General features: G+C 66.1%; 11 protein-coding genes and 1 tRNA gene. 10 read left to right on the top strand and 2 right to left on the bottom strand.

Annotated elements, in window-relative coordinates; translation table 11 throughout:
- The first annotated feature begins 94 nt into the window (after positions 1–94).
- The 7 genes from CUTER_RS00260 to CUTER_RS00230 all read left to right on the top strand — a co-directional run bounded on the left by CUTER_RS00260 (position 95) and on the right by CUTER_RS00230 (position 9810).
- A complete protein-coding gene (locus CUTER_RS00260; protein ID WP_144412212.1) occupies positions 95–1441 on the top strand; it encodes a M20/M25/M40 family metallo-hydrolase in 1347 nt (448 codons plus the stop codon).
- Positions 1442–1560: 119 nt separating this feature from the next.
- On the top strand, positions 1561–2544 hold the full coding sequence (locus CUTER_RS00255) for an ABC transporter permease (protein WP_047258741.1): 984 nt from the start codon (positions 1561–1563) through the stop codon (positions 2542–2544).
- 12 nt (positions 2545–2556) lie between these two features.
- Positions 2557–3450, top strand: a complete 894-nt coding sequence (locus tag CUTER_RS00250; protein WP_047258740.1) for an ABC transporter permease — start codon at positions 2557–2559, stop codon at positions 3448–3450.
- Positions 3447–5537 carry an ABC transporter ATP-binding protein gene (locus CUTER_RS00245; protein WP_047258739.1) on the top strand — a complete coding sequence of 697 codons (2091 nt, stop codon included), beginning with the start codon at positions 3447–3449 and terminating at the stop codon, positions 5535–5537. Before CUTER_RS00250 ends, CUTER_RS00245 begins: the two co-directional genes overlap by 4 nt.
- A gap of 13 nt (positions 5538–5550) precedes the next feature.
- Positions 5551–7221: an ABC transporter family substrate-binding protein gene (locus tag CUTER_RS00240; RefSeq protein ID WP_047258738.1), complete on the top strand. Its 1671-nt coding sequence runs from the start codon at positions 5551–5553 to the stop codon at positions 7219–7221.
- A gap of 146 nt (positions 7222–7367) precedes the next feature.
- A complete protein-coding gene (locus CUTER_RS00235; RefSeq protein WP_047258737.1) occupies positions 7368–8801 on the top strand; it encodes an ATP-binding protein in 1434 nt (477 codons plus the stop codon).
- A 160-nt stretch (positions 8802–8961) separates the two neighbouring features.
- Positions 8962–9810: an SDR family oxidoreductase gene (locus tag CUTER_RS00230; protein ID WP_082121190.1), complete on the top strand. Its 849-nt coding sequence runs from the start codon at positions 8962–8964 to the stop codon at positions 9808–9810.
- Here the strand turns inward: CUTER_RS00230 and CUTER_RS00225 are convergent.
- Positions 9807–10415, bottom strand: a complete 609-nt coding sequence (locus CUTER_RS00225) for a GNAT family N-acetyltransferase (RefSeq protein WP_052843949.1) — start codon at positions 10413–10415, stop codon at positions 9807–9809. The genes CUTER_RS00230 and CUTER_RS00225 overlap by 4 nt on opposite strands.
- A 95-nt stretch (positions 10416–10510) precedes the next feature.
- Positions 10511–10594, bottom strand: a tRNA-Leu gene (locus CUTER_RS00220).
- Positions 10595–10785: 191 nt separating this feature from the next.
- On the opposite strand from CUTER_RS00220, the gene CUTER_RS00215 reads away from it, so the two are divergent.
- The 3 genes from CUTER_RS00215 to CUTER_RS00205 are packed head-to-tail and all read left to right on the top strand — an operon-like array spanning position 10786 to position 13722.
- Entirely contained in the window at positions 10786–11775 is a 990-nt protein-coding gene (locus CUTER_RS00215; protein ID WP_047258736.1) for a DUF3662 and FHA domain-containing protein, read from the top strand.
- Between the two features lie 13 nt (positions 11776–11788).
- Positions 11789–12253 (top strand): FHA domain-containing protein FhaB/FipA, encoded by a 465-nt coding sequence (locus CUTER_RS00210; RefSeq protein ID WP_047258735.1) that lies wholly within the window; start codon positions 11789–11791, stop codon positions 12251–12253.
- A complete protein-coding gene (locus tag CUTER_RS00205) occupies positions 12250–13722 on the top strand; it encodes a PP2C family protein-serine/threonine phosphatase (RefSeq protein ID WP_047258734.1) in 1473 nt (490 codons plus the stop codon). Before CUTER_RS00210 ends, CUTER_RS00205 begins: the two co-directional genes overlap by 4 nt.
- Positions 13723–13729 lie beyond the last annotated feature (7 nt).

Genomic DNA, 13729 nt, shown 5'->3' with positions numbered 1-13729 from the left:
GATTTATTTTGGAAATATCCTCACCAATTAAACCACCCCCACGGCACCGATAAGAGCGTTTTTAATTGTTGTGTCGCCGCCTACCATGGCGGCCATGCCAACGCTCTACGATGACACCCTCGCCCTCCTGCAAGACCTCATCCGCAACGCCTGCGTCAACGAGTTCGTCCCCGACTCCGGCAATGAGGTGCGCAACGCGGATACGCTTGAGCGCTTCTTCGACGGCGCGGGCGCGACGGTGCAGCGCTTCGAGCCGCACCCGGGCCGGGTGTCCATCGCGTTCACCGTGGAAGGTTCCGACCCGGACGCGGAACCACTCACGCTGCTCGGGCACACCGACGTGGTCCCGGTCGATGAGACGAAGTGGACCGTCGACCCCTTCGGCGCGGAGATCATCGACGGCAAGCTCTACGGCCGCGGCAGCGTGGACATGCTGTTCATCACGGCGACGATGGCGGCGGTGACCCGCGAGGTCGCCCGCCGGGCGCAGGCGGGCGAGCGCCCCCGCGGCACGCTCACCTTCGTGGGCCTGGCGGACGAGGAGGCGCGCGGCGGGCTGGGCGCGCAGTGGGTCGCCGAACACGCCCCGGACGCGTTCTCGTGGCGCAACTGCCTCTCGGAGACGGGCGGGTCTCACCTGCCGGTGCGCGACGGCAGCGACGCCGTGGTGGTCAACGTGGGCGAAAAGGGTGCGGCGCAGCGACGCCTGTGGGTCACCGGCGACGCCGGCCACGGATCTACGCCCTTCGCCAAGGACTCCGCGGTGGCGAAGATCGGCGAGGTGGCCAGAAGGATCGCCGCCGCCGAGGTACCGACAAGCGTCGATGAGCTGTGGCGCAGCTTCGTGGAGGCGTGTGCCTTCGACGAGGACACCACTCACGCGCTCATCGACGGCACGGGTGACTACGCGGTATTCGGGGACCTCGCCGCCTACGCGCACGCGTTTTCCCACACCACCATCGCGCAGACGGTGCTGCGCGCCGGTGGGGCGATCAACGTACTGCCGTCGAGCGCCTACCTGGAGATGGACATCCGGCCGACGCCGTCGACGTCGCAGGACGAGGTGGACGCGCTGCTCGTCGCCGCGCTGGGAGATATGGCCGGGGAGGTGCGCATCGAGCGGCTGCTCTCTGAGCCAGGGTCGGTGTCCCCGGCGTCGGGGAGGCTGTGGGCGGCCATCGTCGATACGTACGCCGAGCTCGCCCCGTCGGCGAAGGTAGTGCCGGTGTGCGCCACCGGCGGCTCGGATCTGCGTTTCGCACGCCGGCTCGGCGGGGTGGGGTACGGCTTCGCGCTGCACGCGCGCGGGCGGGACCTGGCCGGGGCAAACGGGCAGCTGCACGCGCACGACGAGCACCTGTACTTGGAGGATTTGGCGCTGACAGTGCGGGCGTACCGGGACCTGGTGCACCGATTCCTGCAGCTCCCCACACGTGCATAACCTTTATTTTATATGCACCCCTAAGGGCGGACTTATTAGCACAATTGTCACATCTGCCCTTAAGCTACGTCCCATCACGTAGAGAGCCGTCTTACAATCTGGGAGGCCACCGCAGCACCATGATGAGGTACCTAGTCACCCGAACGGCCAGCTGGCTGGCGATGATCTTCATCGCCGTCAACATCACTTACTTCCTCGCCTGCGCGTTCCTCGACCCCCGGGCCAACTACGTCGGGCGTCGCCCCCCCATCCCCGAGGAACGCGTCGACGCGCTGCTCACCCCGCTCAACCTCAACGACAAGGTACCCATCGTCGAACGGTGGTGGACCTGGCTCACCAACATCCTCACCCACTGGGACTGGGGGCAATCGCCTACCGGCGCTAGCGTCAACGAGGAAATCTCCTACCGCATCTTCGTCTCCGCGCAGCTGCTGCTCCTGTCGACGATCCTCACGGTGGTCATCGGCATCGCCGTCGGCGTGTACACCGCGTCCCGGCAGTACAAGCGCGCCGACCGGGCCTGGCAGTTCGTCTCCATCGTGGCGATGAATACCCACGTTGTGGTCGCGTCGCTTTTGCTCGTGTGGATCGCCATCACCATCAACCGCGCCACCGGGATGCGTATCTTCTACGTCACCGGCTCCTCAACGACCGGCGTCGAAGGGTTCTTCCCACGGCTGCTAGACCTGGGCCAGCACCTCGTGCTTCCCACCATCTCCCTGGTCATCATCTCCTACGCCAGCTACCACTTCCTGCAGCGCTCCATGCTGCTGGACAACATCAACGCGGACTACGTGCGCACCGCCCGCGCCAAGGGGCTGACGAAGGCGGAAGCCATCCGCCGTCACGCGCTGCGCACCTCCATCATCCCGGTGGCTACCTCGGTGGCGTTTTCCATCCCCGGCATCTTCACCGGCGCCATCATGACGGAGGCCATCTTCGGATGGAACGGCATGGGTCGCTACTTCATTGAGACGATCAGCAAGAATGACATCCACGGCGCGGTCGGCTTCGCCGCCTTCGGCGCACTGTGTACCGCCGTCGGTGCCATCCTCTCGGACCTGCTCGTTGTCGCCCTGGACCCCCGCGTCAAGGTCAGCTAAGGAGACATCGCCATGACTACTCAAGAGCTCACCAAGGACGCCGTCGCCGCCCCGATGCGCAAGTCCGTCCTTTATTGGCGTCGCTTCCGCCGCAACAAGATGGCGATGCTCGGCCTGGTCATCTTCGGGCTGCTCATCATCACCGCCATCGTCGGGCCGTACACCACCTCGTGGTCCTACGACGAGCCCGACTTCATGTCTCTGTCCGACCCGCCGTCGGCGGAGCACTGGCTGGGCACCAACACCGCCGGCAATGACCTCTACGCCCAGATCATCCAGGGGCTGCGCCGCTCCCTGGTCATCGCCGTGTTAGTCTCCGGCGCCACCACCATCATCGCGGCGATCGTCGGCACGGGCGCAGCGCTGCTCGGCGGCCGCGCAGAGAAGGCCATCCTGGCGGTCATCCACTTCCTGCTCGTCGTGCCGTCCTTCCTGCTCATCGCCCTGCTCGTCGCCGGCTCTGGCGGCGACTGGAAGGTGCTCACCGTCGTCCTCATCGCCTTCGGCTGGATGTTCTACGCCCGCATCGTGTGGTCCATGGCCATCTCCCTGCGCGAACGGGAATTCGTCGTGGCCGCCAGGTACATGGGCGTGAGCCAGTGGAAGATCATCACCCGGCACCTCATCCCGAACATCGGCTCCCTGCTGGTGCTCAACCTCACCCTCGGCGTGGTGAGTGCCGTGATGAGCGAGACCGGCCTGTCCTTCCTGGGCCTGGGCGTGAAAACCCCGGACGTCTCCCTGGGCACCCTGCTGTCCACCGGCGCCTCCGGGCTGGAGTCCTCCCCGTGGTTGTTCTTCGCCCCCGCCGCCGTCCTCACCCTGCTGACCGTGTCCATGGCTTTCATCTCCGACGGCCTACGTGACGCCCTCGACCCGAACTCCAGCGCTGGAGGTACCGCATGACCTCGCCCATCCTTTCCGTTCGCGACCTCGACGTCTCCTTCCCTTCGGAGGCCGGAACGGTCAACGCCGTCCGCGGCGTCAGCTTCGACCTGTACCCGGGCAAATCCCTGGCCATCGTCGGCGAATCCGGGTCGGGCAAGTCCGTCACCGCCACCGCCGTCATGGGCCTGCTGCCCGACTACGCCCATGTCACCGGCTCCGTGGAGCTCGGCGGCCGGCAGCTGCTGGGGCTGAGCGACAAACAGATGTCCGCCATCCGCGGCAAGGACATCGGCATGATCTTCCAGGATCCGCTCAGCGCCCTCACCCCGGTCTTCGACATCGGCACCCAGATCACGGAGGCGCTGAACGCCCACGGCAACGTCGGCAAGAAGGAGGCGGAGCAGCGCGCCATCGACCTGCTTAACCTCGTCGGCATCCCGCGGGCGAAGGAGCGGCTGCGTTCCTTCCCCCACGAGTTCTCCGGCGGCATGCGCCAGCGTGTGGTCATCGCCATCGCCATCGCCAACAATCCCAGCGTGCTCATCGCCGACGAGCCCACCACCGCCCTGGACGTCACCATCCAGGCGCAGATCCTCGACGTCATCGAGCGCGTCCAGCGCGAGCTCGGCACCGCGACGATCATGATTACCCACGACATCGGCGTCGTCGCCGGCACCGCCGACGACGTGATGGTCATGTACGCGGGCCGGCCCGTCGAATCCGCCCCGGTCATAGACCTTTTCGACAACCCACGCATGCCCTATACCGTCGGCTTGCTGGGCTCCATCCCGTCGGCGGCGAAGCGCGCCGCCGGGCCGCTGACCACCATCGAAGGCGCCCCGCCGCTGCTGGTCAACCTGCCGGACGCCTGCCCGTTCGCGCCCCGCTGCCCCATCGCCTCCGACGAGTGCCTGGCGACCGAGCCCTCGCCCGTCACCGTCAGCCCCGGGCACACCGCCGCGTGCATCAAGACCGAACAGGTCAGCCGCCAGACGCTGTTCACCCAGCAGCCGGCCCCGGAGGGGTTGGTCGAGCGCCTGCCGCGCGAGCAACTCGCCCCGGTGCTTGAGGTGGCACACCTCACCAAGACCTTCCCCATTACCAAGGGGGCGCTGGTCAAGCGCAAGGTCGGCGAACTGCGCGCCGTCAACGACGTCTCCTTCGACATCCGCGAGGGCGAGTGCTTCGCCATCGTCGGCGAGTCCGGTTCCGGTAAGACCACCACCCTGCTGCAGATCATGGACCTCAACCCAGCGGAGGGCTCCACGGTCATCCTCGGTGGGCGCAACGTCGCCGAGCTGACCAAGCGGCAGCGGCGCGACGCCCGGCGCGACATCCAGATCGTGTTCCAGGACCCCATGGGCGCGTTGAACCCGCGCCTGACCGTGGCGGAAATCCTGCGAGAACCGCTGGACTCCCTGGGGTACAACACCTACGACGGCTCCGACGCCTCCCTCGACAATGCGGCGATCACCGCCCGCATCCACGAGCTCATGGAGACCGTGGGGCTGGACCCGGCGCACGTCGACCGCTTCCCCGGCGCGTTCTCCGGCGGGCAGCGCCAGCGCATCTCCCTGGCCCGCGCGCTCGCGGCCGGGCCGAAGCTCATCGTGCTCGACGAGCCGGTCTCGGCGCTCGACGTCTCTATCCAGGCCGGCATCCTCAACCTGCTCGACGAGCTCAAGGCCACCCTGGGCGTGAGCTTCCTCTTTGTCGCCCACGACCTCTCCGTCATCCGGCACATCTCCGACCGGGCGGCGGTCATGTACCGCGGCCGGCTGGTGGAGATCGGCGACACCGATGCCCTCTTCGACGCGCCGACGCACCCCTACACCAAGGCGCTGCTGGCCGCGATCCCGCTGCCCGACCCGCACGTGGAGCGGACCCGAAACAACACGGCCTTGCTTGCCGAGCCCGGCCAGCAAGCAGAGATCGACACCACCGTGGGCTGCGCTTACCGGCGCTCCTGCGCGGTGTACCAACGTTTGTCCCCGGACGAACAGGCAGCCTGCAACGAGCGCGTACCCGTGCTCGCAGGACCAACCGGCGTGGATCACCGCCTCGCCTGCCACCACGCAGAACTTCCCTCAGCCCCCACTAACTAAAGGAGTGATTGCCATGCGCGATCCTAAGAAGGCGCTCATCGCCTCGCTCGCCTCCATGTCCCTGCTGCTCACCGCCTGCGGTGGCGCCGGCTCCGAGGTGGAAGCGGTCAACCCGGAAGATGTCGCCGCCTCCGACATCGAGCCCACCTCCCGCGACGAGATCAAGGACGGCGGCACGCTCACCACCGCCGTGGTCGAGGTCCCCGAGCAGCAGAACACCTTCAACGCGGATGCGTCCCAGTACACCCGTTACCTGTGGAATTGGTACAACCCCGTCACGGTTGTCTCCGACGGTGAGGGCAACTACGAGCCCAACCCGGACTACCTGACCGGCTACTCCGCCGAAGAGGTGGATGGCAACACCGTGGTCACCTTCGACATCAACGAGAAGGCCACCTTCAACGACGGCACCCCCATCGACTGGACCGCCTTCGAGACCACGTGGATCATTAACAACGGTAAGTCCGAGGACTACAACCCGAACTCCACCGACGGCTACGAGCTCATCACCTCCGTCGCCCGCGGCGACAGCGACAAGCAGGCCATCGTCACCTTCGACGGCGCCTACCCGTGGTGGGAGGGCCTGTTCATGCTGCTCGCCCACCCCGCGCTCAAGGAGAAGAAGAACTACGACTCCTACCTCAACGAGGTCCACCCCGAGTGGGGTGCCGGCCCGTTCACGGTGGAGAAGGTGGACTTCAACAAGGGCGAGGCCAGCTTCGTGCCCAATGACAAGTGGTGGGGCGATGCCCCGAAGCTGGACAAGCGCGTGTTCCGCCAGATGGAGGACCAGGCGGAGCTCAACGCCTTCCGCAACGGCGAACTGGACGCCGCGTCCGCCGGTAACAAGGACCGCTACGCAGCGGTGAGTGACATGGACGGCATCGATATCCGCATGGCCACCCGTACCGCCAACTCCCTGCTCACCCTCAACGCGGAGGCCCCGAACCTGGCCGATATCAAGGTCCGCCAGGCCATCGCCACCGCTATTGACCGCAACCAGATCGGGGAGATCGTCTTTGACGGTGTGCCCTACACCGAGACTCCTCCGGGTTCGTTCACTCTCTTCGGCTTCCAGGAGGGCGCCGAGGACAACTACTCCACCGCCGTGGAGAAGTTCGACCCGGAGGCCGCTAAGGCCCTGCTCGACGAGGCAGGCTGGACCCTGGCCGAGGGCGAGACGATCCGCACCAAGGACGGCGAGCCGCTCAAGGTCCGCTACACCGTCATCGGTGAGGACCCGGTGAGCAACGCCATGAGCATCGCCGTACAGTCGATGCTCAAGAACATCGGCGTCGACGTGGTCATCGAGAACCACCCGAGCTCCGACTTCTCCAAGGTGTTCACCTCCGGTGACTTCGACATCTTCCCCATGGGCTTCATGTCCAACGACCCCTTCGGCGTGGCCTACTTCGGCCAGATGTACGCGTCCGACTCCCAGCTCAACCTCTCCCACACGGGTACCCCGGAGTTTGACAAGAAGATCGAGGAGCTGCAGAAGCTGCCCACCGCCGAGGAGCAGATCAAGCGCGCCAACGAGCTGGAGGATGAGGCGTTCCAGCACTACGGCCTCATCCCGACCTTTAACGGCGCCTCGATCATCGCCGTGAAGGAAGACTTGGTGAACTACGGCGCACCGGGCTTTAGCATCGTGCCGCTGGAGGACATCGGCTACAAGAAGTAGCTGACCGTTTCCTGTGAGGGACTATGCCGGGCATAGTCCCTCTCGGCGTCTTCCCACCCAGCTTCCCACTTAACATCACACAGTGGGAAGTTGGGTGTTATGTTCGGTGGGAAGTTACCTCCACCGGCGAAGATTCGAGGTCTTTTGTGGATGCCGCTACCCTCTCCGACACTATCGACGCACTGCGCCACATCGGGGCCGAGCAGCAGCGCATTGAGGTGAAAAGCGGCGTTGGCAAGAGCATCCGCGACACCCTCAGCGCCTTTTCCAACTCCGACGGCGGGGTGATCCTGGTGGGGTTAGACGAAGAGCACGGATTCACCCCGAGGCCCGGCTTCGACGCCGCGAAGGCCCGCGACGCCATCGAGCAGCGTTGCGCGCAACTCACGCCTGCCGTTCGACCCCTCGTCGAGATCCACTCCTTCGAGGAGCAGCAGGTGCTCGTCGTCGAGGTGCCACCCATGGCCAGCCACGACAAGCCGTGTTACGTCACCGAAAAAGGTCGCTATAACGGCAGCTTCATCCGGGTGGGCGACGGCGATGTGCAGCTGACCGCGTACGAAATCGATCGCCTCCTCGAAGAAAAGACACAACCACGGTGGGACGATCAACCAGTCGAGGACGCGACCCTCGACGATCTCGACGACCAACTGCTTCGTGACTTCCTGGAGATCCATCGGGAACGCCGCCCAAAAACCTTCTCCGAAGGCGCAGACACCGCGCTTAAACGCCTGAAGATCCTCGCCGACGGCCGTCCCACGCTCGCCGCCCTCCTCGCCCTGGGAGAGTATCCGCAGCAGTTTTTCCCACGGCTAAGCGTCACCTTCGCCCTGTTTCCGGGGACCACCAAAGGCGACATCGTCTCCGGCGAACGCTTGCTCGATAGTGCCACCTTGTCCGGCACGGTTCAGGAGCTCGTGGAACAGGGCGTGGCCATCGCCAAGAAAAACATGCGCACCGGGGCGCTCATCGGCGAGTCCTTCAGAACCGACCTGCCGGATTATCCTCCCGTCGCCATCCGCGAGGCCCTCACTAATGCACTCATGCACCGCGACTATTCCCCCATGGCCCAGGGCAGCCCGGTGCAGATGAACATGTTTGTGGATCGCCTAGAGATCACCAGTCCGGGTGGCTTGTATGGCGGCGTCACCGTGCGCAACCTCGGCGAACCCGGTAACACGTCCAGCCGCAACCATCGTCTTTCCACGTTTTTGGAGGATGTTCCGCTCCCGGGCGGCGGAGTGGTGGCGGAGAACCGGGGCACGGGAATCGCCGTAATGCTCAAGGCCAGCGCCGACGCCCTCATGCCTCCGCCAAGTTTCCGTAACACCATCGATAGCTTCACGGTCACGTTCTACCGGCGCCGGGTGGCCACGTCCGAAAGGCATGTCACCGCCCGCGATCACGTCCTCAACCTGCTGCGCACGGCCGCCTCCGTCTCGACCACCGAAGTGGTGGGCGCCACCGGGCTCAGCCGAACAGCCGTGCAGAAGGCACTCAACGAGTTGATAGCCGACGGCGTCGTCGAGCGCACGGAGCCGTCGCGGAGCCCGCGGCAGCGCTATCGCCTCACGACATAGCCGCCCGCCGACGTTGCGCAACGTCGGCGCAGCACCAGCTTCCCACCCAGCTTCCCACTTAACATCACACAGTGGGAAGTTGGGTGTTATGTTGAGTGGGAAGTTACCTCCCGGCGCGAGCTCTTCCCTTCGACTCCGAACCGTCTTATCGTTAGCGGGTATGACCCGCCGCTTTTCCTTCCCCACTCTCCCAGCCCCACGACCGGCCCCGGGGACACAACCGGGGACAATCGTCGTCACCGGTGCGGCCGGAGGTTTCGGTCGTGCCATCGCCGAGACCTTCGCCGCTGCCGGCTGGCACGTCGGCGCGTTCGGCATCCGCACTGACAAGTTCGCGGAGTGGGCGCCGGCCTACCCCACCATCACCACCGGGCAGCTCGACGTCACCGACGCCGATCAGTGGCAGACCGTCCTCGCCGACTTCGCCGCCGCGCACGACGGATCCATCGACGTGCTCGTGAACAACGCCGGCGTCCTCTATGCCGGCGACTTCATCACGCAGGGTAGCTACGAGGCCGATTCCCGCACGGTAGACGTCAATCTCACCGGTGTGCTCTTCGGCTGCCGTGCCGCCTTCCCCTACCTGGCGGCGGCCGACGGCGCTCACCTCATTAACGTGTGCAGCGCCGCCGCCTTCTACGGAACTCCCGACATGGCCGTGTACTCGGCAACCAAGTACGCCGTCCGGGGCATCACCGAGGCCCTGGAGGTGGAGTGGGCTGGCCACGGCATCCAGGTATCGGACGTCATGCCGCTGTACTCGAACACCGCCCTGATCGAGAACCATCGAACCGTGGGGATGAAGCGGCTGGGGACCACCACCACTCCCCAGGACGTCGCCGATGAGATCTTCGCCGTGGTCGCCCGCGGCCGTCGAACCCCGGCGAAGGTTCATCATCCCGTCGGCGCCAAGGCGGCGCTGTTGTTTGGCAGCACCCATTTCTCCCCGGGTTTTCTGACGCGATACATCAACGGACTGCTCACCTACCAGGGCAAGGTCCGGTTCTAGGCGTCGCGCCACATGGCGGTCTCGGTTTCCTCGCCGACGCCGGCGTCGATGGTGTCAAAGGCCCGAAATCCCCGGGACTCGTACAATCCGCGCACGCGTTCGCTGGCTGCCTCCAGGTAGATGGCGTGGCCCTCGGCGCGGGCGATGCCGTGGTCGAGCAGGCTGCTGCCGATGCCAGCGCCTTGCATGTCCGGGTCCACACCCATCGCGAAGAGGTACCAGTGGGGATCCTTGGGGTGGGTGTCGTGCGCGGAAAGCTGGCGCGCCGCCAGCGCCGGCAGCTGCCACCGGAAGATGCGGAGGTACTGCGGAAGCAGCCGCAGGTGCGAACCGATGCCCATATGCTGGCCCGGCGGGGTCCACAGCGCCGCGCCGACGACCACCCCGTCGAGCTCCGCGATGTCCACCACGCCGCGGCGCCGGTAGTAGGAGTTGATGTACAGCGCGAACACGTCGTCGAGCACCCGTTGCCGATGGTGACGGTCGGCGGTATCGACCACCCCGCTCATCGACGGCACGTCCTTAAAGGCGTGCCCGAGGAGAAAGGCGGCGTGGGCTACGTCATCGTCTTGGCAGGTGCGGATGGTGATACGGGGGTTCGACATGCTCCACCTTCGGCGTCGAGCGGGCGTAACTCCTCATAAGTTTACACGCAAGAAAAAGGCCCCCTCCTCTACTGAGGAGCGGGGCCTTTCGTTTGTGCCCGGGGGGGGACTTGAACCCCCACGTCCTTACGGACACTGGCACCTGAAGCCAGCGCGTCTGCCAATTCCGCCACCCGGGCTGGGCGACTCGATAAATATAGCACGCGCCGGCGCATCGAAGGCAAATCCGCTGTTCATAGGGCATTTTCCGGCATGTGCCGGCCACCGGAAAACCAGCAACAGCTATCAGGTTGCCAGGTTGAACCTTTATACTGGATACGTTAAGGAACTCGTCCACAGTTAGGTACCTAGGAAGGGAGGCGCGACGGCGGTGTCATTCATGGATCGATTTGCTCGCCTCGATAGCTCCTTGCAGCGCGGTCTGGACAACAGCTTCGCGCTCGTCTTCGGCGGAAAGGTAGTCCCGGCCGAGATCGAGGAACTACTCAAGCAGGAGGCGGAGGACAACCTCGTCACGATGGACGACGGACGCACCTTCGCCCCGGCCACCTACCTCGTCGGCGTCTCCACGCGGGACCTGGAAAACCTCGCCAAGGACCAGTACCTGCCCGCCGGAATGGCGGACCGTCTCAACCGCTTCGGCCGTAACAAAGGATGGGAATACGCCGGCCACCCGGTCGTGCGCATCGCAGAGGAATCCGGGCTGCGCACGGGCCAGCTTCGGGTGACCTCGAAGACGTGGTCGGACCCCACCATGCGCAGCGGTTTCGAGAGCATCCACCACGGAGACAGCAGCCCCAAGGCCGCGCCGGAGAACCCGGCGCCGGCGCCCGAACCCGCGCCGGCCCCCGCGCCCGCGCCTGAGCCGGTCGCGCCGCCTGCCCCCGTCGTGCCGCCCGTCGTACCGCCGATTCCCGAGCCCGTCGTACCGCCCGTCGTACCCCCTGCGGCACCGACCGTGCGGGATGCCTACCACTACCCGGCCGCTGACAGCGCCCGCACCACCCGGTTCACGGCCGCTGACGCTGTCGAACCGGAGGAACCGGCGAAGCCGGAGCGCGTCGTCAGCCTGCTCCTTCAGGACGGCTCCTCACGCACCTTCCACCTCAAGGAAGGGTCGAACATCATCGGCCGGAGCAATGAAACCGACTTCCGGCTCCCGGACACGGGCGTGTCGCGCCAGCACGCAGAGATCACCTGGGACGGAGTGGACGCCGTCCTGGCGGACCTGCAATCCACCAATGGCACCCAAGTCAATGACACCCCCATCGACAATTGGCTTCTCGCTGATGGCGATGTCATTACCATGGGGCACTCGCACATCGAAGTCCGCATCAACAGCCGTCACGGCAATCGCTAACTGAGGAGTTTTCATGGACGCAGCGGTTCTATCGCTGGTACGCATTGCCCTGCTCATCCTGCTGTGGGTGTTTATCCTCCTGGCGCTGTGGGCTATGCGTCTCGACTCCCAAGCGGCTCGCCCCGGTCGTAGCCGCACGAACACCGCGTCGGCGATCCCGGCCCCGCCGGTCGGGCGAAACGAGAAGGCGCGAGAAATCACCATCGTCGAGGGCCCGCTGACGGGCTCGCACATGGACATCACCCAGCTGGATTCGATCGTGCTCGGGCGCGCCCAGAGCGTGGACTTCGTCCTGGGCGACGATTACGCCTCGGCCCGCCACGCCCGGCTCTTCCGCCGCGGCGGCGAGTGGTACGTCGAGGACCTGGAATCCCGCAACGGCACCTACCTCAATGGTTATCGGATTGACCAGCCGGAGAGCGTCGCCGTCGGGGCCGACATCAAGGTCGGCAGCACCACAGTGAGGCTCGTGCCGTGACCCTGAGACTGCATTACACCGTCGCCTCGGATAAGGGCCTGGTGCGCGGAAACAACGAGGATTCCGCCTACGCCGGCCCTCATTTGCTTATCCTCGCCGACGGCATGGGCGGCCACGCCGCGGGCGAGGTGGCGTCTTCGCTCATGGTCGGCCACCTGGAGAAACTCGACCGGGACCCCGAGGACAACGACATGCTCGCGTTGTTGGGGTCCTTTGCTGACGACGCCAACAAGACCATCGCCGAGCAGGTCCGGCGCGACCCCGCCACGGAGGGCATGGGGACGACGCTGACGGCCATCCTGCACAACGGCGCTGAGGCCGGCCTCATTCACGTCGGCGATTCGCGCGGCTACCGGCTGCGCGACGGCTCACTGGAGCAGCTGACCATCGACGACACCTTCGTGCAATCGCTCGTCGACGAAGGCAAGCTCGACCCCGCGGATGTCTCCTCCCATCCCAAGAAGTCCCTCATCCTCAAGGCCTACACCGGTATTCCCGTGGAGCCCACGCTGTCGATGCTGGACCTGCGCCCCGGGGATCGGCTGCTGCTGTGTTCGGATGGCCTGTCCGACCCGGTGACCGCCTCCACTATCGAGGCGGCCCTCGGCGAGGGCGGCCCCGAGCAGGCGGCCGCCCGGCTCGTCGAGTTGGCCCTGCGCTCCGGCGGCCCGGACAACGTCACCGTCGTGGTAGCGGAGGTCGTGGACGACGACGCCCTGGACGACGCCACCCGCCGGAACCTTCCCACCGCCCCGATGATGGGCGGTGCCATCACCGGCGAGGACGGGGAGAAGACCCACCCGGATACCGCTGCGGGACGGGCCGCCGCGTTGCGCGACGCCGCCCGTCGCACGCCGGAGGCCATCGCCCCGGCTGTACCCGACCAGAGCCCGCGCATCGTGGAGTCCTACGCCGACGTGGCGAGTGACGAACCCACCCGCGGCACCAAGGTCGGTCGATGGTTGTGGTCCGTGGTGGCGGCGCTGGTCCTCACCGCTTTTGCGGCCACCGGTTGGTGGGCGTACTCCAAGATCGACGATTCCTTCTTCGTCGCGACCGACGAGCAGGGGCAGTTCGTCGTCGAGCAGGGCGTCAACTACACCGTGTTCGGTCGCGACCTGCACCGTCCCGTCCAGCAGGCGTGCCTGACGCCGGAGGGCGACCTCGGCCTCGTTGAGGCTGGCGGGAAGGATCAGAAGGATTGCCGACCGTTTACCGCCGAGGACCTTCCGCAGCCGGACCGGGCGGCGGCCACGTCGCTGCCTTCCGGTAGCTACGCCGACGTCACCGCTCAGCTGGGTCGCCTTGCCGACGCGGCTCTGCCGGTGTGCCTTGAGGTCGACCCGGGCCAGCAGCGTCCCGGCGGCGTCGACGAGAACAAGCCGGAGGGGTCCACGCCGGACCCGGCGGCCCACCCCGTGAACCGTGGCGACCTGTCCCAGCCGGGCGTCAACTGTCGGAAAGCGTAGGTGAGTT

It is taken from the genome of Corynebacterium uterequi, from assembly GCF_001021065.1.
GTDB classification, from domain to species: domain Bacteria; phylum Actinomycetota; class Actinomycetes; order Mycobacteriales; family Mycobacteriaceae; genus Corynebacterium; species Corynebacterium uterequi.
This window is presented reverse-complemented; position numbering and strand designations above follow the sequence as displayed.